Source organism: Streptomyces sp. NPDC054975, assembly GCF_053609105.1.
Map to the genome: position 1 here is coordinate 1 of NZ_JBSGWV010000019.1, position 19,411 is coordinate 19,411.

Sequence of the window (19,411 nt, forward strand, 5' to 3'; positions counted from 1 at the left end):
GAGAGCAGCGCCTGGGTGTAGGGGTGCGTCGGGTGGTCGTAGATCTGCGCGTCCGTACCGATCTCGGCCATCTTGCTCGCCGCGGCCGCCCGACGGCCCGAGCGGTTCAGCGACATCGGCCAGTGGGCCACCGCCGCCGTCGCGCCGTACCAGGCCATGAGGCCCGCCACCGCGGCCACCCAGCCGCCCGCCTTCGCCAGACCGCCGTTGTCGGCGAGTGCGCCGATGCCGAGCAGCAGCAGGGCGACGAACAGCAGCCCGTAGACGCCCTGTCCGAACAGACCGCTGCCCGCGGCCGCCATGGTCAGCGTGAGCGCGAGGAGCGCCCACAGCAGCAGGAAGAGCCCGGTCGCCTCGGCCGAACCGCCGTCGCCGACTCCGGTCCCCCAGGTGAACCAGAACGCGCCGAGCGCCGAATAGGCCGTGCCCTCACCGCCGTTGCCGGCGCGCAGGGCGAGCAGACCGACGAGGAAGAGCGCCACCCCGCCGACCCAGGTGGCGAGGGATGCGGCGTCCGACGCCGCGACGTTGTCGATCACGCCGGTGCTGCCTATGCCGAAGGCCAGCAGGGTCAGTCCGAGCGCGAGGTGGCCGAGAGTGGAGGTCGTGTTTCCCGCGGCGACGTCGTTGTCCACGGCGGGCTCCCTTCAAGTGGGCAGTTGTGCTGCGTGAGCTGCTTGTTCCGGTGACCTTTACCTACCCTTCACAAGCACACAAATCACCTGACGGCGGCAGAAATTATCGCCGCACCAAGGGAGTTGACGAGTCGTCGAGAAGAGGAAGCTCAGGGGACGATCGAGGCGATCAGGCCATCTAGGCGATCGGGCGACTACGGGATGACGATCACGGGCCGCTGCGCGCGCTTGGCGAGCCGGCCGGCGACCGAGCCGAAGATCCGGCCGACGATCCCGTGCGTCGAGCCGACCACGATCGCGTCGGCCGAGTACTCCCGGCCGACCTCCTCCAGCTCGTGGCAGATGTCACCGCCGCGCTCCACGAGGATCCACGGCACCTCGGCCAGGTAGTCCGCGCAGGCGAGCTCCAGACCGAGCACCTCGGTGCGGTGGTCGGGGACGTCGACGAAGACCGGCGGCTCGCACCCCGCCCAGACGGTGGTGGGGAGCCTGTTGGCGACGTGCACGATGATCAGGCCGGAGCCGGAGCGGCGGGCCATGCCGATGGCGTACGCGAGGGCCCGCTCACTGGACGTCGAGCCGTCGAAGCCGACGACCACTCCGTGCCGGAAGGCGGGATCACAGGAGTGACGTGGCTGTTCCACCGCGAGGGGGTCGACCGTGGAGTCGGCGACGCGCTTGCGGTCCGCGGGTTCGGGGATTTCGTGACCGGCCATCGGTGTCTCGGCGAAGAAGATCCTTGTGGGAAGGGAAAGGGGAGAACGTCGTACGGAGCATCAGTTGGCGGCGGGGCTGTGTCCGGGAATCATCTTCCCAAGCCCATACCCCCAAGGGTACGGCGACACTCCTCTCCTGCCCAGAGCCGTCCAGGCCCGCGCCCGGCGCTCGCACGGCTTTCCAGGGAGCATGCACGAGCCCCTCCCGATATGGCAATGCCGCTTGTGCCCTACAGGTGTCCGTCCAGGTGTCGGCGCAGCCGTCCCCGCGGGGGCCAAACGGAGGCCCCCGGCAGTGACCGGAACGTTCCGCTTCTCGTTGCCACAGGTCCAGTCCCCGTCGAAGGGAGCACCCGCCCGTGCCCGCACCAACGGCCGCCACCACCGACCTCCCCACCTCCCCCTACTCCCCCGCCCCGGCGCGGGGACCCGGCCGCCGACGCGCCCCGGAGCCGCCGGGGGGCACGGCACGGAGCGCGGCGTGGAGTGCGGCCGGGAGCACCCCGGGCGGCGCGGCGGAATCGGCGGGCGATGTCGTGCGGTGGGCGGTCTTCTGCTGCGTCCTCGTCCCGGTCGTCCTCGTCGTCTACGGCACCTCGCTGGGCGGGGCCGCCGGAACGGCGCTCGGGCTCGCCGCGGTGACGGCGGTCTGCCGGGTGCTGCTGCGCCGCGCGGAACGCGGTCTGCGGGCGGAGGCGGCGGCTCCCCGCGGGCGCCGCTCGCACGGCGGACGGAACCACCGCCAGGGGTGAGGCACCCCCCGCGAAGCTGACGCATTCGCACACTCGGACCCATATGATTTCAGCCAAGTTCCAGATGTCGGCGAGTCCTTGCCGGAATGTGCCCTCAACCCTGGTGCCACCAGGCCTGAAAGCCTCACGCCGGGCCCGCGCACCCTACGGGGATGGGCCATGCGGGCAACGCGCACTTCCCTGCGCGGCCCGCGAGTGGAACGCTTCGTGATCGAATGCTTCGCGCCAAGTTGCCTTGTCGACAATGTGCCGGATGGAGAACTTGTCACGCCGGCGCCACGGAACACAGTAGATTCGATCATGAGTATCGAAGACTGGGGTCTCGTGCAAAACCGAGGGGAATCGTGCAGGAGCGACAGGACCAGGGAGACGCGAACACCGAGGGGGGCTTAGCGTCATGAGCCAGGACTCCGCCGTAACGGAGGCCGCACGGAAGCTGTCCGGGCGCCGCCGCCGCGAAGTAGTCGCGGTGCTGCTGTTCAGCGGCGGCCCCATCTTCGAGAGCTCCATCCCGCTCTCCGTGTTCGGCATCGACCGGCAGGACGCCGGAGTACCGCGTTACCGGCTGCTCGTGTGCGCCGGCGAGGACGGCCCGCTGCGGACCACAGGGGGCCTCGAACTGACCGCGCCGTACGGCCTGGACGCGATCAGTCGCGCCGGAACCGTCGTCGTACCGGCCTGGCGGTCGATCACCTCGCCGCCGCCGCCGGAGGCACTCGAAGCACTGCGCCGGGCACACGAAGAGGGCGCGCGGATCGTCGGTCTGTGCACCGGCGCGTTCGTGCTCGCCGCCGCCGGGCTGCTCGACGGCCGCCCGGCCACCACACACTGGATGTACGCGCCGACGCTCGCCAAGCGCTATCCGTCGGTCCACGTGGACCCGCGGGAGCTCTTCGTCGACGACGGGGACGTACTGACCTCGGCCGGCACCGCGGCCGGCATCGACCTGTGTCTGCACATCGTGCGGACCGACCACGGCGCGGAGGCCGCGGGCGCCCTGGCGCGCCGGCTCGTCGTCCCGCCGCGGCGCAGCGGCGGCCAGGAGCGCTACCTCGACAGGTCTTTACCCGAGGAGATCGGCGCCGACCCGCTCGCGGAGGTCGTCGCCTGGGCCCTGGAGCACCTCCACGAGCAGTTCGACGTGGAGACGCTCGCGGCCCGCGCGTACATGTCACGGCGTACGTTCGACCGGCGCTTCCGCTCGCTGACGGGGTCCGCCCCTCTGCAGTGGCTGATCACCCAGCGGGTGCTCCAGGCGCAGCGGCTGCTCGAGACCTCCGACTACTCGGTCGACGAGGTCGCCGGACGCTGCGGCTTCCGCTCGCCGGTGGCGCTGCGCGGGCACTTCCGCCGCCAGCTCGGCTCCTCGCCGGCCGCGTACCGCGCGGCCTACCGGGCCAGGCGCCCGCAGGCCGAGACGACGACGGCGGTGCTCGACCCGCTGGTGCCACCGCAGGGCTCGCCGGTCGTCCGGCGCCCCGGGGGCCCGCTGGACCCGGGCAAGCCGCAGCCCGACGCGTACGCCTCCGGGCGCGCGGCCCTGCCGGGCCAGCGCAGCGCCCCCTAGGGGCGGCCCAGACCGCGCGCCACAAGCCGCGCACCGCGAGAACCGACGGGCGTCCGGGATCACCTTTCCCGGACGCCCGTCGGCGTACGCTCGCGACGCTTGTCGGCGTACGGACGCGGCGCCCGTCCGTCCCAGGCCCTGACCCGCAGGACACCCCCTAAGGTAGGACGCATGAACGATCGCATGGTGTGGATCGACTGCGAGATGACCGGGCTCTCGCTGACGGACGACGCACTCATCGAGGTGGCCGCACTGGTCACCGACTCGGAACTGAACGTGCTCGGCGACGGCGTGGACATCGTGATCCGCCCGCCGGAGGCGGCGCTGGAGACCATGCCCGAGATCGTGCGCCTGATGCACACGTCCTCCGGCCTCCTCGACGTCCTGGCCCAGGGCACCACCCTCGCCGACGCCGAGGCGCAGGTCCTCGCCTACGTGCGCGAGCACGTGAAGGAGCCCGGCAAGGCACCGCTGTGCGGAAACTCGGTCTCCACCGACCGCGGCTTCCTCGCGCGGGACATGCCGGCCCTGGAGAGCCATCTGCACTACCGGATCGTCGATGTCTCCTCGGTCAAGGAACTGGCCCGCCGCTGGTACCCGAGGGCGTACTTCAACAGTCCGGCGAAGAGCGGCAACCACCGGGCGCTCGCCGACATCCGCGAGTCCATCGCCGAGCTGCGCTACTACCGTGAGGCGATCTTCGTCCCGCAGCCCGGACCGGACTCCGACACGGCGAAGCAGATCGCCGCGCGCCACGTCCTGCCGCCGGAGTAGCGCCCCGCTCGCGCCCCTGACGCCCCTCTGACGCCCCCGGGTCGAATGCGGGCGCGAGCACCCTCCCGGACCCTGTAGACTTCTTCTCGGCCGGTCGGGGAAACCTTCGGGAAACCGCCGGTCATGGTGGGTGTAGCTCAGCTGGTAGAGCACCTGGTTGTGGTCCAGGATGCCGCGGGTTCGAGTCCCGTCACTCACCCTGAAGGCCGAGGCCCCGGTTCGAAAGAACCGGGGCCTCGGTCGTTTTCGCGCGTGATGTGACGACGGTCACCCGGCTCCACGAAGGGCGCGCCCCGGCCGGGGGTAGGGGCTCCGGCCGGGGCGCGCGTTGTGGGGGGACACGGGGGCTTGTGGCCCGGGGTGTCCGGGCTGGTCCGTGGGCCGGCCGATCCGTGGGCCGGCCGGCCCGTGGGCTACTTGTAGGCGGCGAACGCCTTGGTGAAGGCCAGCGGCTGCTGAAGGATCGACGAGCACGTGGCGTCGGCGTGGTTCACGGCGCCGGCGGCGCACTGCTTGTCGCGGGTCGAGGACCACATCGACAGCCAGCCGATGCCCTTGGACCGCGCGAAGTCGACCAGCTGGGTGGCGTCGTCGACCTTGAAGATCTCGGTCGTGACGTCGTTGACGCCGATCATCGGGGTGACGGCGACGGCCTTCCAGGCGGCGGCGTCGGAGAGGCCGAGGACGCCCTTGATCTGGGCCTGGGTGGCGGTCGCGGCCTGGATCGCGTACGTACCCATGTCGGCGCTGTAGGCCGGTCCGTAGTCCATCGCCATGATGTTGACGGCGTCGACGCGGACGCCGTTCCTCTTCGCGTCGGCCAGCAGGTCCACGCCCGGCTGGGTCAGGCCCTCGGGCATGACCGGCAGGGTGAAGGAGACGTTCAGGCCGGGGTGGGACTTCTGGAGCTGGGCGATGGCCTGGGAGCGGCGGGTGTTGGCGGCGGTGTCCGGCAGGGCCGCGCCCTCGATGTCGAAGTCGACCTTGGTGAGCTTGTACCGGTCGACGACCTTGCCGTACGCGGCCGCGAGGTCGGTGGAGTTCGCGCAGTTCAGGGCCAGTTCGTGGCCTGCGGCGCCGCCGAAGGAGACCCGGACGTCGCCGCCCTTGGCCCGCAGGGCGCCGATCTGGGCGGCCACCTTGTCGTCGGCGAGGTCGGTGACACCGCCCCAGAGCGGGGCGCAGGAGCCGCCGGAGGTGATGAAGGCGAGGTTGAACTCCTTCACCCCGGTGGCGTCGGCGGTCGCGAGCATGTCGTACGTCGGGTAGAGGGAGGTGTCGATGTACGGCGCGAACTTCGCGGCACCGCCCGGGGCGCCGGTGGCGGTCGCCGTCGGAGTCGGGCTGGGGGCCGGGGCGGAGGTCGTGGGCCTCGGCGGTGCCGTGGTCGCGGGCGCGCTCGGCGTGGCCGGGGCGGTCGCCGTGGGCTGCTCGGTCGGGCGGCCGCTGGGGGTCGGGGTGGCGCCGCCGACGGAGCAGGAAGCCTTGTTGATGAGGCAGTTGGCGGGGTCGCCCGCCTCCCCCGCCGCCGACGTGACGAAGCCGACGGTGACGGACTGTCCGGGGGCGAGCTCCTTGTTCCAGCTCGCGGGCTTCACGGTGACGTGTCGGCCGGAGACGGTGTGCTCGCCGTTCCAGAGCGAGCCGATCGTCGTCCCGGCCGGCAGGTCGAACTCCAGCGTCCAGCCCCCCGGCTGGACGCTGGAGGTCTCATTGGTGACCACGTACTGCCCGGTGTAGCCGCCCGTCCAGGAGCTGGTGCGGGTGTACGCGGCGCCCACGGCGGCGGCCTGCGCGGTGCCGGTGAGTGCGAACGCCGCGCCGCCGGCCACCGCCGCCGCGACGACCGCGCCGATGACCTTCGTCCTGCCGCTCGCCCTGCGCCGGTGCGAACTGGTGGTGCCCATCGCGTGCCTGCCTCTGTGTGCCGGGGGTGGGGGTGCGGCAGCACGCTAGCGACAGGGGAACGGACAAATGCCTACGTGAGGACCGGGGTTGGGATTCTTAGGCTCCGCTTAAGGAAGGCATCGGGACGAGGAAAGGTTCGGACAGGCGCGAAGCCCGCCGGCCGCCCCCACGGCGGGCGCGAAGGCGTTGAGCCCGCGCGTCAGGACGACCCGCCGGCGGCGCTCACCTCGGGCGCTGGGCGGGGGCCTTCTTGCGGCGTCCCCGCTGGAGGCGTCGACCGCCCGCTCCGGTGCCGGAGCGGCGGCCGTCCAGGCCGATCCAGATCCGGACCTCCGTCCCGCCGAGCACCGAGTGCCCGATGCGGACGTCACCACCCGTGGCCTCCGCCATCTGCCGGACGATGTCCAGGCCGAGGCCGGTCGAGCCGTCGCGGTGGCCGCTGTTGCCGCGCGCCAGGGCGGCGGCCGGGTCGGCGATACCGGGCCCGGCGTCCGAGACCAGGACGATCACGGCGTCGTCGCCGTTGTGGACGTCCACCGAGAACGCCGTGCCCTCCGGGGTGTGCCGGAAGACGTTGCCGAGCAGCGCGTCGAGCGCGGCGACGAGTTCGGGCCGGGCCACCGGGATGCGTACCGGACGCTCGATGCCCGCGACCCGTACCTTGCGGTCCTCGTCCTCGGCGAGCGCGGACCAGAAGTCCATCCGCTCCCGTACGACCTCGGAGGCGTCGCAGCCCGCGCCGGGCCCGGGGCCCTGCGTCTGCGGCTTGGCGTCCCGTGCCGTCCGGATGATGGTGTCGACCTCGCGTTCCAGCTGCTCGACGGCGGCCCGGGTCTGCTCGGCCGCCGGACCGGAGCCGAGCGAGGCCGCGTTGAGCCGGAGCACGGTCAGCGGGGTCCGCAGCCGGTGGGAGAGGTCGGCGGCCAGCTCGCGCTCGTTGGCGAGGAGCTGGACGACCTGGTCGGCCATGGAGTTGAAGGCGATCGCGGCCGACTTCAGCTCCGGCGGCCCCTCTTCGGGGACCCGCGCGCCGAGCCTGCCCTCGCCCAGGTCGTGGGCGGCGCCCGCGAGGCGCTGCGCGGGCTGGACCATCCGCACGCCGAGCCGGTCGGCGACGGCGACCGAACCGACGATCAGGGCGAGGCCGACACCGGCCAGCACGAGCCAGGCGGTGGCGACCCCGTTCGTGACCTCGCCCTCGGGGACGAAGAGCTCGACGACGGCGACCTGGCCCGAGGAGAGCGCCGTGGGCTGGAGCAGCACCGAGCCGCCCTCCACCTCGGCGATGGTGGCCCGCCCCAGCTCCCGGGTGGTCCGCAGGTCCTTCGCCGTGGCCCGGCGGGTGCCGATCTCCAGGCTCTGGCCGCCCTCCTCGGCCGGCGGGACATGGACGGCCATCCGGCCGGCGGCGCCGTCCTCGGTGGTGGCAACGGCCCGGTCGAGCTCACCGCGGTCGGTGGTGATGGCGAGGACGGGCGCGAGCCCGGCGGCCCGCCGCTCGGCGTTGGAGAAGGCCCGGTCGCTCGCCATCTCCTTGACGACGAGCGCGAGCGGTACGGCGAAGGCGAAGACGACCATGGCGGTGACGGCCAGCGACACCTTGACGAGTGCCCATCTCACGGCTGCTGCTCCCGGGGCGGTTCGAGCTTCACGCCCACCCCGCGCAAGGTGTGCAGATAGCGGGGCCGGGCGGCCGTTTCGCCCAACTTCCTTCGCAGCCATGACAAATGGACGTCGATGGTCTGGTCGTCCCCGTAGGACTGCTGCCACACCTCGGCGAGCAGTTCCTTGCGCGGGACGACCACACCGGGCCGGCCGGCCAGGAACGCCAGCAGGTCGAACTCCCGCCGGGTCAGGTCGAGCCGGTCCCCGTCGAGCTCCGCCTGCCGGCGCAGCGGGTCGATGGACAGACCGCCGACCTGGATCACCCGCGACGGCGGGACCTCGCCCGCGGCCCGCGAGCGGCGCAGCACGGCGGCCATCCGCGCCGACAGGTGCTCCACGGAGAAGGGCTTGGTGAGGTAGTCGTCGGCGCCGTCGTTGAGCAGCCGGACGATCTCCGCCTCGTCGTCCCGCGCGGTGGCGATGATCACCGGTACGTCGGTGATGCCGCGCAGCATCTTCAGCGCCTCGGACCCGTCCAGATCGGGCAGTCCGAGGTCCAGGATGACCACGTCGAAACGGAAATGGGCGACCTCGCGCAGCGCCTCCAGGGCCGTGCCGACGCTCCGTACGGTGTGGGAGGCCTCGGTCAGATGCCGGATGAGGGCGGAGCGCACGAACTGGTCGTCCTCGACCACGAGCACACTTGCCATGGCCCGCACCGTACGCCATACGGGGGAACCGGGACCCTCGGGGACGGCTCCGCGGCCGGTGGTGCAGTATGGCCCGGATGCGTAGAGGACTCGTACACGCCATGGCGTGGTCGCTCGCCACGGGCGCGGCGGTCACGCTCTCCTGGTGGGGTGTGCACACGGTGCTGGCCGGCACGGTCTACGACCCGCCGCGCGCCCTGCCCATTCCGGCCGGGACCGGCAGCGAGGGGCCGGACGCCGAGGGCGGCGACACGCGCACCTCCTCCACGCGGGACCCGGGCCCGACGGCCTCCACCACGCCACCGGCCACCGCCACCTCGCCGACGCCGTCGGCGACCCCGTCGCGCCGGCCCAGCACCCCGAAGCCCCCGGCCACGACACCGGCCGAGGACGGCGGGAACGTGAAGAGCTACGCCGTGGACGGCGGGCGGGTCGCCTTCGACCTCGGGGCGACCTCGGCGGAACTGGTCTCGGCGACCCCGGCCTCGGGCTGGCAGATGCAGGTGTGGAAGCAGCCCACCTGGATCCGGGTCACGTTCACCAAGGACGGGCGCGAGCTGTCGGTCTTCTGCGTGTGGCACGACACCGCGCCGCGCGTGGAGATCGAGGACCGCTGACGTACGCGGACCACGGGCGTACGGGTCGCTGACGTACGGACCGCTAGCGGAAGGCGGCCGCCGGCGGTACGGGAGAGGGCTTGGCGCTGGCGTCCGTGACGGGGGCCGCGCCGCCGGTGAAGTCGGCGAGCGCCCGGCCGTGTTCGACGCGACCGGGATGCGGATCGGTCGCCACCCTGCGGGTCAGTTCGGCGACGGGCAGCTCGCGGTCGGAGGCGAGGAGGACGGCGTTGCCGAAGCGGCGGCCGCGCAGCACGGTGGGGTCGGCGGTCAGCGCGAGTTCGGGGAAGACGGTGGCGGCGGTCGCGATCTGGCCGCGCAGATGGGTCAGCGGCGGCCCGTCGGCGAGGTTCGCCGCGTAGAAACCGCCCGGCCTCAGGACCCGGCGTACCTCGGTAAGGAACTCCGCGCTGGTCAGATGCGCGGGGGTGCGCGCTCCGCTGAAGACGTCGGCGATGATCAGGTCCGCCCAGCCGTCCTGCACCTTGGCGAGCCCTGCGCGCGCGTCGGTGGAGCGGACCCGGATGCGGGCGGCCGTGTCGAGGGGCAGCTCACGGCGGACGAGCTGGACCAGCGTCCCGTCGAGCTCCACGATCTGCTGGGTGGAGCGGGGCCGGGTGGCGGCGATGTAGCGGGCGAGCGTGAAGGCGCCGCCGCCGAGGTGGACGGCCTGGAGGGGCCGGTTCGGCGGGGCGGCGAGATCGGCGATGTGGCCGAGGCGTCGCTGGTACTCGAACGAGAGATGGGCGGGGTCGTCGAGGTCGACGTGCGACTGCGGGGCGCCGTCGATCAGCAGCGTCCAGCCGCGGGGCCGCTCCCGGTCGGGTATGAGTTCCGCGAGTCCGCCGTCGACGGTCTCGACGACGGCGACGGCGGCTGCCGCCCGGTCCCGCTGCTTGTTCTTTGCCACGTGCCCCATTATCGGCGTGCGCGCCAGATCCCCGCCCGACGGAGCCCGCGGGCTCACAGGGCAGCGGCGCTCGGGGCCAGGGCCCGCGCGCCCGGCATGATCCAGACGGGGCCCTAGCGGCAGCCGTCGGCGGCCTCGATCAGGCGGGCGGCCTGGCCGAGGGCCTCGCGGAGCACGGCCGGGTCGGTGACCTCGCCGGAGTCGCCGGGCGGCAGGAGCCAGCCGGCCGGGCGTGGCATGTCACCGGCGGGTTCGGGCAGCTCCGGCAGCTCGGGGATCCGCAGGCCGCGCCCGGAGGTCTGCGTACACGCGCTGCCCGGCATGTCCCAGCCCGCCGCCGTGCCGGGCGGTACGAGGAAGCCGAGGGTGTCGCAGGCGCCGTCGTGCAGCACGGGGCCGACGAGCGGGGTCCCGCCGCGACGGAGGATGTCCACGGCTTCCAGGCCCTGGCGGACCGGAACGGTCACCAGGTCGCAGGGCTCGGCCTGGGGGGCACCGGCGTGCGGGGCACCGGCGTGGGGGGCACTGGCGTCCGGGGTGGGTGCGTGCAGTGCGGTCGACTGCGATCCGATCTCCAACAAGGGACCCCTCCTTGCTCCTGAGAAGACACGTTCCGTCTCTCCGCATGGTTCAACGGCCGTGCGCGTCAACGGCTACGGCGGCACGCCGCCGCAAAGGATGGCAGTTCATGGCAGATCGCAAGCGAGATATCCGATTTATGGCAAAACCCTGCGTGTGCGGTCGATCACAGCAGGTACGTTTTGCCTCGCCGGAACACCGGCAGCACAGGAGAGGGCTCGGCCATGGCGGTGTCAGGGGCAGTTCCCAATCTCGCCTTCCGCCGGCTCCGCGGACAGCACTCGCCGGCGGAGTTCGCCGCGGCGGTCCGGCGGGCGGCGCGGGAGATCGGCGAGCAGGTCGCGTGCGACGCCCGCTACATCGGGCGCGTGGAGGCGGGTGAGATCCGCTGCCCCAACTACGCGTACGAGCGGGTGTTCCTGCACATGTTCCCCGGCCGCTCCCTGGCGGACCTGGGCTTCTCGGCACGGGAGGCGGTACGCGGCCGGCGGCCGGCGGCCGTCCCGGCCGGGGCACCGCCCGCACCCGCCATCACCACCCGGAACGATGAGGAGAGCGACGTGCTGCGTCGCGCATTCATGACGAGCGGCACCGCCACCGTGGCGGCCGTCTCGCTGGGACTCGGCGGCACGGCCGTCGCGATCCCCGCCCCTCGCGGGGCACACAGGATCGGCGAGGCCGAGGTCCGCGCCGTCGAGGACGCCGTACGCCAGATCCGGCTGCTCGACGACCGGCACGGCGCCGAGGGTCTCTACAAGGCCGCCGCCCAGCCGCTGCGCGCGGCGTACGCCCTGCTCGACGCGGGCACGACGGCCCGCCGCTCCACCGAGGACCGGCTGCACGCGGGCGCGGGCGAGCTCGCGATCTCCGTGGGCTGGCTGGCCCACGACTCGGGCCGCGTGGACGAGGCCCGCTCGCACTACGCGGAGGCCCTCGCCACCGCGCGCGTGGCGGGCGATCCGGCCCTGGAGGCGCATGCCTTCTGCAACACGTCGTTCCTGGCCAGGGACGCGGGCCGGTACCGGGAGGCGGTGCGGGCCGCACAGGCCGGGCTGCGGGCGGCGCAGCCGCTGGCCTCCGCCCGGCTGCTCTCCCTGCTCTCCCTGCGGGAGGCGGGTGCCTGGGCCGGGCTCGGCGACCGGTCCGCCTGCGAGCAGGCCCTCGGCCGCGCACACGGCCACTTCGCCAAGGGCCCGAGCGACCGGGACCCCGAGTGGATGTCGTTCTTCGGGGAACCGGAGCTGGAGGCGCAGGAGGCGCACTGCTGGGCGGCGCTCGGCGACTGGAGCCGGGCGGCCCGCCACGCCCACCGCGCGACGGTCCTCCAGAACCCCCACTTCGCCCGCAACCTCGCCCTCTACCGCGCCCAGCTCGCGAGCAACCTGGCCCACGCGGGCCGCCCGGACGAGGCGGCGGCGGAGGCCCGGCGCGTGATGGACTCGCTGGGAGACGTCCAGTCCTCCCGAATCCGCCGCATCCTGACCGAGACGAGCCGGGTCCTGGCGACGGTCCGCTGAGGGCGTGGTCCTACGACTGGTGGTCGGCCGAGGATGCGGTCCTACGGCTGGTCCGCCGAGGGCACGGGCCTACGGCTGGTCCGCGAAGGCGCGGTCCTACGACTGGTCGGCCGATGTGGTCCTACGGCTGGCCGCCGAGGGCACGGGCCTACGGCTGGTCCGCGAAGGCGCGGTCCTACGACTCGTCGGCCGAGGCGCGGGCCTACGGCTCCATGTGGCCGGTGTCGTTCCAGCGCTCCACGGCCGGCTCGCCGTACGCCCAGCCGAGGATCGACAGGCTCGTGGGGTCGAGGCGGATCCGGGCGCCGAAGGAGACGTCCTCGCCCAGCCAGCGCGCCGCGAGCGTACGCAGGATGTGGCCGTGCGCGAAGACCAGGACGTCCCGGTCCTCCGACCGCGCCCACTGAACGACCTCGTCGGCCCGCGCCGCGACCTGGGCCAGGCTCTCCCCCTCCGGCACGGCGTCCCTCCACAGCAGCCAGCCGGGCCGGCGCTCCTGGATCTGCGCCGGGGTGAGCCCCTCGTACGCGCCGTAGTCCCACTCCATCAGCGCGTCCCAGTCCTGGGCGCGGTCGCCGAAGCCCGCGAGGTCGCAGGTCTCCCGGGCACGCACCAGCGGACTCGTGCGGACCTCCACGTTCGGCAGGCCGTTCCACACGCCCCGGTGCAGCCGCTCGCCGAGCAGCTTCGCGCCGCGTCGCCCCTCTTCGAGAAGCGGGATGTCCGTCCTGCCGGTGTGACGGCCGAGCAGCGACCATTCGGTCTGGCCGTGCCGGGCGAGCAGGATGCGCGGTGCCATGAAGGCTCCTGAAGGTTCGACGGGGCTGGTCAATCGGGTGTACCTCCATCATCTCCCACCTGAATTCGCGGCGACGCGCGGGCGTCCCCGTGCCCGGCCCCGCAAGGCTCCCGCCCTCTCCCGCCGTCTCCCGGGCGAGAACGACGACCGGATGTCAGTGGCGGATGGGAGACTTCCGCGGGTGAGCGAATCCCTCGACGGCGGAGCCTCTCTCCCTCCGCAGACGACACGACGGCACGGGGCCTCCCCTGCTCCGGCGCGGCCGCCCGTGCGGGCGCGGCTCGCCGAGCTGCGCGGGCCGACCGTGGTGCCGCACCCGCTGGACGCGCGGGCCCTGGCGGCGCTCGCCGCCAACCCCGGCTGCCGGCGGCGCGCCCTGCTCGACGGCGCCGGGGTGGACAAGACCGCGCTCGCGGCGAAGCTCGGCTCACCGGCGGCGTTCGGGCAGTCGCAGTTCGCGTTCATGCGGGGCAACGCCTTCGAGGCGAAGGTCAAGGCGGACGGCGGGCGCGAGCTGCTGCGGCTGCTCGGCATCGAGGAGCCCGGGGCGGTCGGCGCGGTCCAGGTCCCGGACCTCGCGGCGGCCGGGCCCGAGGGCCGCGCCGCCCGCACGGCCCTGGCGCTGCGCGAGGCGACCGCCGCCGGCGCGTGGGCGCTGCTCGACCACCCGATGCTGGCCCTGGAGGTGGCGGGCTCCCCCGCCTACCTGGAGCCGGACGCCGTCGTGGTGCACCCCGACGGCCGGTGGACGGTCGTGGAGATCAAGTCCTTCCCGATGATCGACGGTTCGGCGGACGCGGCCAAGGTGGGTGCGGCGGCCCGCCAGTCGGCGGTGTACGTGCTGGCCCTGGAGCGGATCGCGGCGCTGACCGAAGGGGCCGAGGTGGCGCACCAGGTGCTCCTCGTCTGCCCGAAGGACTTCTCCAACCTGCCGACGGCCTCGGTCGTCGACGTACGCAAGCAGTTGTCGGTGACCCGTCGTCAGCTGACCCGGCTCACCCGCGTCGAGGACATCGCGGCCGCGCTGCCGGAGGGCGTCACCTTCGACGTGGAGAGCTGCTCGGCGCAGGAGCTGACAGCGGCGGTGGAGTCGGTCCCGCACGCGTACGCGCCGGAGTGCCTGTCCGCGTGCGAGCTGGCGTTCCACTGCCGCGAGCGGTCCCGGCAGGCGGGCGCGGTGGAGACGCTGGGCCGTTCGGTACGGGGCGAGTTGGGCGGCCTGACGACGGTCGGCGCGGTCCTGGCGGCGGCCCGTGGCGAGGAGGGCGACGCGGACGACCCGACGGTCGAGGCCCTGCGCCGGGCGCGGGCCCTGCGCGACGAGGCGCTGGCCGCCGCCCCGGCCCGTACGGGCGAGGGGGCACGCGCGTGCTGAGCCTGAGCCTCCCCCCTGAGCCGACGCGGAACGAGCCCACCGGAACCCCGCGGCCGAAGTCGCGTGGCCGGATCGCCGCGTGCCCCGGCTCGGACCGCTCCCACGGAGGCCCCTCATGTCGCTGATCTCCACCCTGGCCCGCCTGGAGGCCGTCGAGTCCGGGCGGGCGCAGCCGCTGGCCACGGTCCGGCACCGGCATGTCGCGGAGCGGCCCCTCGTCCTCGTACCGCTGACGACGGCCGGTGAGGCGGGTGCGCCGCTCGGCGCGCTCGTCGGAACGGACCGGGAGGAGCCCCGGCTCCTTGTCGTGGCGCAGCCGCGCGACCGGGACCTGCGGTTCGCGTTCCTCGCGGACCTTGCCGAGGAGGTCCTGCCGTACATCGACGGGTTCACGGACGTCGTCGAGGCGGCGGAGCGCAACGAGACGGACCCGGAGACGGGCAAGAAGGTCAAGGTCGAGGTCGACCTGTGCGCGGACGCGCCGCAGCTGGTCGTGCCGAGCAGGGCGGGCATCGAGTACGTACGGCTGCTCGGGCGGTCGATGCGGTTCCGGCGCACGGCGGAGCAGGACCCGGAGACGCCGTTCCCGGCACCGCCCCGCGTACCGCTGCTGGGACGCTGGCTGACGCACCTCGGCGAGCGGGCCCGCGTCCCGGGCTCCTCGCTGCTGCTCTCGGCGACGGATCTGCTGAACCGGCACTGGGCGACGGGCCAGTCCTCCCTGGAGGACCAGCACCTCGGCGCGCTCCTGGCGTGGATCGACCCCGACGACGACGAGTCGGGCGCCGAGGCGGCGCTCCGCGCCGAGCTGGGCCGGGACCGCGACGGGCAGCTGCTCTGCCCGCCCGCCGGTCCGGCGACCGACCCGGCCTTCGACAACCGGCTGCTCGCGCCCGCGATCGAGCGCTTCGACCGGGCCCGGCAGGCGCTGGCCTCGGCCGAGGACGGCGAGAGCGCCGACGAGCGGCTCGCCGAACTGCACCGCGCCGAGCGGGAGATCCGTCGGCTGATCGACTCGCAGCTCCGGCCGACGTGGCACGCGGTGTGGCGCGCCCTGGACCTGCTGCGGGAGCTGCCGGAGGGATCCCGGGTCGCGGACCGCTGGACCCGCGACCGCTGGTCGTTCACCGGTCACCGCGACCGGGTCGTGGCCGGTGAGCCGCCTCAGCCCCGCCGCGACGACGCGGTGGCGGCGGCGCAGAAGCTCGCGACGCGCGAGGCGGCGCAGGGCCAGCTGGAGGCGCAGGAGGCCCTGGACGATCCGCTGGTGCTCGCGGGGCGCCGGCTCGCGGGCGAGGCGTTCGTCGCGGAGGTGGTGGAGGTGACGATGGCCTGGTCGGAGTCGAAGCGGCCCTCGCCGCGCCCGCTGCTCACGGTCCGTACGGACGACCGGCCGCACCTGGGCGCCGGGGTCAAGGTGTACCGCTCGCTCGAAGGCAAGCCGCAGACCGCGGAGTTCGTGCGGTACGAGGAGGGTGACGGCGCGCTCGTGCTGCGGATCACCGACCGGATGGGCCGGTCGAAGGAGCCGGCCGAGGGGTCGGTGCCGGAGAAGGGCGAGCGGATCGCCTGGACGCTCTTCGAGCACGACCAGCGGATGGGCGCGAAGCTGCCCGACCCGGAGGAGACGCCCTGGACGCACGGCGGACCCCCGCGCTCCGACGTCGCCGAACTGCCCGATGCCGTGACGCCGGAGGATGTGCTGTGACCCTCAAGCCCTTCGACCCTTCGGCCGAGGCCGCTCGGGCGACGGCCGGGATCCTCGCCGACACCCTGCACGGGAACGCCCGGGGCGTCGTCGTGGACTCCCCGCCCGGGGCCGGCAAGTCCACACTCGTGGTCCGCGCGGCGCTCGAACTCGCCGACGCAGGGCGCCCGTTGATGGTGGTCGCGCAGACGAACACGCAGGTGGACGACCTGGTGCTGCGGCTCGCGGAGAAGCGGCCCGACCTGCCGGTGGGGCGGCTGCACTCGAACGACAGCGATCCGTACGACAAGGCGCTCGACGACCTGGAGAACGTACGGAAGTCGGCGAAGGCGGGGGACCTGGCGGGTCTTGACGTGGTCATCTCGACGGCCGCGAAGTGGGCGCACGTGAAGAACGTCGAGCCGTGGGCGCACGCGATCGTGGACGAGGCGTACCAGATGCGTTCGGACGCGCTGCTCGCGGTGGCGGGGCTCTTCGAGCGGGCGCTGTTCGTGGGCGACCCGGGGCAGTTGGACCCGTTCTCGGTGGTCGGCGCGGAGCAGTGGGCGGGCCTGTCGTACGACCCGTCGGCGAGCGCGGTCTCCACGCTCCTGGCGCACAACCCGGAGCTGCCGCAGCACCGGCTGCCGGTGTCGTGGCGGCTGCCGGCGTCGGCGGCGCCGCTGGTGTCCGACGCCTTCTATCCGTACACGCGGTTCCGCAGCGGCACGGACCACGGTGACCGGCGGCTGACGTTCGGGGTGCCGTCGGACGGCTCCGGTCCCGACCGGGTCCTGGACGAGGCCGCCGAGTCGGGCTGGGGCCTGCTGGAGCTCCCGGCCCGGCACACCCCGCGCACGGACCCGGAGGCGGTCCGCGCGGTCGCGCTCGTGGTGCGGCGGCTCCTTGACCGGGGCGGCGCGGCGGTGAGCGAGCGGGGCCCGGACCCGGTCCCGCTGACCCCGGACCGCGTCGCGGTCGGCACGGCCCACCGCGACCAGGCGGCGGCGGTACGCGCGGCGCTTGCCGAACTGGGTGTCGCGGGCATGACCGTGGACACGGCGAACCGCCTGCAGGGCCGCGAGTACGACGTGACGGTCGTCCTGCACCCGTTGTCGGGCCGCCCGGACGCCACGGCCTTCCACCTGGAGACGGGCCGCCTGTGCGTCCTGGCCTCCCGCCACCGCCACGCCTGCATCGTCGTCTGCCGCGCCGGCGTCTCCGACCTCCTCGACGCCCACCCCTCGACGGAACCGGTCCAACTCGGCGTCACGGTCAAGTTCCCGGACGGCTGGGAGGCGAACCACGCGGTCCTCGCACATCTGGCGGAGCACCGGGTCGCCTGGAAACCCTGAGGTCAGGGCCTGGTGGCCGCGAGGGCGAGGAGTTCGTCGACCGGCCACTGGTCGTCGGCGTGCGTGCCGTACTTCGCGGCGGCCACGTGGCCGTCCGGGGTGATCAGGAAGTCCGCGGGCAGGCCGAGGCGGCCGCCCCGGGGGTTCCGTACCGGCGGGCGCGCGCGGCCGCGCAGCATCGCCCAGGTGCCCAGCACCACGGCCCGGGCGATCGGCCCCCAGGCACGCGGGGAGAGCAGCGAGCGCGGCGAGGCCTCCACCCCGAACGCGGCGTAGAGCCGTTTGTCCGGGTCGGCGACGACGGGGAACGGCAGGCCGTCCACATGCGGGCGCAGTTCCTCCGGAGGTGAGTGGAAGACCACGACCTCGCGAATCCCGGCCGCCTCGATCTCCTCGTACCGGCGGACGAACGAGCGCAGATGGAGGTGGCAGATCGGGCAGCCGGCGAAGCGGCGGAACTGCAGGTGGACGAGCCTGCCGGGGTCGGGGTCGGGGTCCCGTAAGGCGACCGGTCCGCCGAGGACCGGGGCGAGCGTGGTGACGGGGACGCGGGCGCCGGGCACGAGCATGAGCACCTCCAGATAGGCGTACGCTGTACTCCCATCAGCGTAGGCGTATGCCGTACGCTGTCAACCCATGCCGCGCCCTCGCTCCCTCACCCCGGACCACCTGGCCGCCGCCGCCCTCGCCGTCATCGACCGCGACGGGCTCCCCGGCCTCTCGATGCGCACCGTCGCCAAGGAGCTCGGCATGAGCACCATGGGGCTCTATCGGTACGTCGCCGACCGCGACGAGCTGGAGGGGCTCGTCGCCGAGCGCGTCCTGAGCTCCGTCGACCCGACCCCACCCCCCGCCGGGCCGCCCTGGCGCGACCGGGTCGTCGTCATGGTCGCCCGGCTGCGCGCGAGTGTGAGCGCCCACCCGGCCGCCGCCCCGCTGACCGTCAGCCACCGCCACCGGCTGCCCGGGCTGCTCCGCTGGTCCGAGTCGGTCCTCGGGCTCCTCGCCGAGGCCGGCATCGACGGTGAGCGGCGGGTCGTCGCCCTGCGCGGCCTCGTCGCGTACGTCGTCGGCGCCATCCAGCTGGAACACCTCGGCTCCCTCGCCGGCACCGGCACGAGCACCATCGCCGAGCTGCCGCAGGAGCGTTTCCCGTACATGACGCAGGCCGCCCGGGACGCACCCGGGATCGACGCCGAACAGGAGTTCTTCGGCGGACTCGCGGTGTATCTGCGCGGCCTCGACGGCCAGGGGGCGCCCCGGCCCTGACCCGCGCCGGGCACCCCCCAGGAAGTTCCCACCCGCGACCCGCCCTCTTGCGCGGCGCGGGACAATGGAAGCAGGCCCGGGAGTCCGGGCCGTGCGTGTGCGAGGAGGAGAAGGACCATGGCGGAATCCGCGGAGCGGAACGAGCAACGGCGGCTCCGGCCCGCACCGCTGATCTTCGAGCCCGCCGAGGCGACCGCCGACCCGGAGCACTTCTTCGACCTGGAGTCGATCGAGGACCCGCGGGAGCTGCTGGCGCGCGCGACCGAGCTGACGCTCGCGTTCCGCGCGGCGACGGACCGGGCGATCGAGTTCCAGGCGATGGCGGCGGCCCAGCTGGCCGATCCGCGCCGCTTCGACCGCCTGACGGCGGCGGACGTCGCCGACCGCGCCGAGTGGACCGAGGACTACGCCCGCCGCATGATCGACTTCGGCCGCGACCTGCTCCGTACGGGCGGCACCCCGACGGACGACTAGCCCGGCGGACCGTCGGTCGGGGCCAGGCCCGACACGAGGGCCCCGGTCGACGACGGGCCGCGCCGCCACCACCCTCTGGCATATGCCGGGGCGAAAGATACTCCCCCCGCACCCGCCCTGTCCGGGTTTCCCGCAACTCGGTGAAACGGGTCCGTCACTGGC

At 73.7% G+C, this 19,411-nt stretch carries 18 protein-coding genes, 1 tRNA gene and 1 pseudogene; 11 read left to right on the forward strand and 9 right to left on the reverse strand.

Annotated features, from left to right (window positions below; translation table 11 throughout):
- A pseudogene (locus ACWF79_RS18590) lies at positions 1 to 545 on the reverse strand (GPR1/FUN34/YaaH family transporter); the annotation flags it as partial.
- Between the two features lie 284 nt (positions 546 to 829).
- A complete protein-coding gene (locus ACWF79_RS18595; RefSeq protein WP_453729178.1) occupies positions 830 to 1,351 on the reverse strand; it encodes a universal stress protein in 522 nt (173 codons plus the stop codon).
- A gap of 359 nt (positions 1,352 to 1,710) precedes the next feature.
- On the opposite strand from ACWF79_RS18595, the gene ACWF79_RS18600 reads away from it, so the two are divergent.
- The 4 genes from ACWF79_RS18600 (at position 1,711) to ACWF79_RS18615 (ending at position 4,643) form a co-directional block, all read left to right on the forward strand.
- Positions 1,711 to 2,103, forward strand: coding sequence for a hypothetical protein (locus ACWF79_RS18600; RefSeq protein WP_453729179.1), 393 nt, complete (start codon positions 1,711 to 1,713; stop codon positions 2,101 to 2,103).
- A 397-nt stretch (positions 2,104 to 2,500) separates the two neighbouring features.
- Positions 2,501 to 3,670 carry a helix-turn-helix domain-containing protein gene (locus ACWF79_RS18605; RefSeq protein WP_453729180.1) on the forward strand — a complete coding sequence of 390 codons (1,170 nt, stop codon included), beginning with the start codon at positions 2,501 to 2,503 and terminating at the stop codon, positions 3,668 to 3,670.
- A 171-nt stretch (positions 3,671 to 3,841) separates the two neighbouring features.
- Positions 3,842 to 4,444, forward strand: a complete 603-nt coding sequence (gene orn / locus ACWF79_RS18610) for an oligoribonuclease (protein ID WP_453729181.1) — start codon at positions 3,842 to 3,844, stop codon at positions 4,442 to 4,444.
- A gap of 126 nt (positions 4,445 to 4,570) precedes the next feature.
- Positions 4,571 to 4,643 (forward strand) — tRNA-His (locus ACWF79_RS18615).
- A gap of 214 nt (positions 4,644 to 4,857) precedes the next feature.
- Here ACWF79_RS18615 and ACWF79_RS18620 read toward each other — a convergent pair.
- The 3 genes from ACWF79_RS18620 to ACWF79_RS18630 all read right to left on the reverse strand — a co-directional run bounded on the left by ACWF79_RS18620 (position 4,858) and on the right by ACWF79_RS18630 (position 8,667).
- Positions 4,858 to 6,351 (reverse strand): cellulose binding domain-containing protein, encoded by a 1,494-nt coding sequence (locus tag ACWF79_RS18620; protein ID WP_453729182.1) that lies wholly within the window; start codon positions 6,349 to 6,351, stop codon positions 4,858 to 4,860.
- Between the two features lie 223 nt (positions 6,352 to 6,574).
- Positions 6,575 to 7,972: an ATP-binding protein gene (locus ACWF79_RS18625; protein ID WP_453729183.1), complete on the reverse strand. Its 1,398-nt coding sequence runs from the start codon at positions 7,970 to 7,972 to the stop codon at positions 6,575 to 6,577.
- Positions 7,969 to 8,667, reverse strand: a complete 699-nt coding sequence (locus ACWF79_RS18630) for a response regulator transcription factor (protein ID WP_453729184.1) — start codon at positions 8,665 to 8,667, stop codon at positions 7,969 to 7,971. Before ACWF79_RS18630 ends, ACWF79_RS18625 begins: the two co-directional genes overlap by 4 nt.
- Before the next feature lie 68 nt (positions 8,668 to 8,735).
- Between ACWF79_RS18630 and ACWF79_RS18635 the strand changes: the two genes are divergently transcribed.
- Positions 8,736 to 9,284 (forward strand): hypothetical protein, encoded by a 549-nt coding sequence (locus tag ACWF79_RS18635; protein WP_453729185.1) that lies wholly within the window; start codon positions 8,736 to 8,738, stop codon positions 9,282 to 9,284.
- Positions 9,285 to 9,327: 43 nt separating this feature from the next.
- Here ACWF79_RS18635 and ACWF79_RS18640 read toward each other — a convergent pair whose 3' ends face one another.
- Both ACWF79_RS18640 and ACWF79_RS18645 read right to left on the reverse strand, forming a co-directional pair.
- Entirely contained in the window at positions 9,328 to 10,203 is an 876-nt protein-coding gene (locus ACWF79_RS18640) for a spermidine synthase (protein ID WP_453729186.1), read from the reverse strand.
- A 104-nt stretch (positions 10,204 to 10,307) separates the two neighbouring features.
- Positions 10,308 to 10,775, reverse strand: a complete 468-nt coding sequence (locus ACWF79_RS18645) for a hypothetical protein (RefSeq protein WP_453729187.1) — start codon at positions 10,773 to 10,775, stop codon at positions 10,308 to 10,310.
- A 222-nt stretch (positions 10,776 to 10,997) separates the two neighbouring features.
- On the opposite strand from ACWF79_RS18645, the gene ACWF79_RS18650 reads away from it, so the two are divergent.
- Positions 10,998 to 12,290, forward strand: a complete 1,293-nt coding sequence (locus ACWF79_RS18650; RefSeq protein ID WP_453729188.1) for a tetratricopeptide repeat protein — start codon at positions 10,998 to 11,000, stop codon at positions 12,288 to 12,290.
- Positions 12,291 to 12,492: 202 nt separating this feature from the next.
- Here ACWF79_RS18650 and ACWF79_RS18655 read toward each other — a convergent pair whose 3' ends face one another.
- Positions 12,493 to 13,089 (reverse strand): histidine phosphatase family protein, encoded by a 597-nt coding sequence (locus ACWF79_RS18655; RefSeq protein ID WP_453729189.1) that lies wholly within the window; start codon positions 13,087 to 13,089, stop codon positions 12,493 to 12,495.
- Positions 13,090 to 13,270: 181 nt separating this feature from the next.
- On the opposite strand from ACWF79_RS18655, the gene ACWF79_RS18660 reads away from it, so the two are divergent.
- From ACWF79_RS18660 to ACWF79_RS18670, 3 genes are all read left to right on the forward strand, one after another.
- Positions 13,271 to 14,464: a hypothetical protein gene (locus tag ACWF79_RS18660; protein WP_453729190.1), complete on the forward strand. Its 1,194-nt coding sequence runs from the start codon at positions 13,271 to 13,273 to the stop codon at positions 14,462 to 14,464.
- A 115-nt stretch (positions 14,465 to 14,579) separates the two neighbouring features.
- Entirely contained in the window at positions 14,580 to 16,172 is a 1,593-nt protein-coding gene (locus ACWF79_RS18665; RefSeq protein ID WP_453729191.1) for a hypothetical protein, read from the forward strand.
- Complete coding sequence (locus ACWF79_RS18670) at positions 16,169 to 17,506, forward strand: AAA family ATPase (RefSeq protein WP_453729192.1); 1,338 nt, start codon at positions 16,169 to 16,171, stop codon at positions 17,504 to 17,506. The genes ACWF79_RS18665 and ACWF79_RS18670 overlap by 4 nt, the downstream gene beginning before the upstream one ends.
- Before the next feature lie 2 nt (positions 17,507 to 17,508).
- On the opposite strand, the gene ACWF79_RS18675 is transcribed toward ACWF79_RS18670, so the two are convergent.
- Positions 17,509 to 18,075 carry a peroxiredoxin-like family protein gene (locus tag ACWF79_RS18675; RefSeq protein ID WP_453729193.1) on the reverse strand — a complete coding sequence of 189 codons (567 nt, stop codon included), beginning with the start codon at positions 18,073 to 18,075 and terminating at the stop codon, positions 17,509 to 17,511.
- 67 nt (positions 18,076 to 18,142) lie between these two features.
- Here ACWF79_RS18675 and ACWF79_RS18680 point away from each other — a divergent pair, with 67 nt between their 5' ends.
- Positions 18,143 to 18,775 carry a TetR/AcrR family transcriptional regulator gene (locus ACWF79_RS18680; protein WP_453729194.1) on the forward strand — a complete coding sequence of 211 codons (633 nt, stop codon included), beginning with the start codon at positions 18,143 to 18,145 and terminating at the stop codon, positions 18,773 to 18,775.
- Between the two features lie 117 nt (positions 18,776 to 18,892).
- Positions 18,893 to 19,249 carry a hypothetical protein gene (locus tag ACWF79_RS18685; protein ID WP_453729195.1) on the forward strand — a complete coding sequence of 119 codons (357 nt, stop codon included), beginning with the start codon at positions 18,893 to 18,895 and terminating at the stop codon, positions 19,247 to 19,249.
- Positions 19,250 to 19,411: the final 162 nt, after the last annotated feature.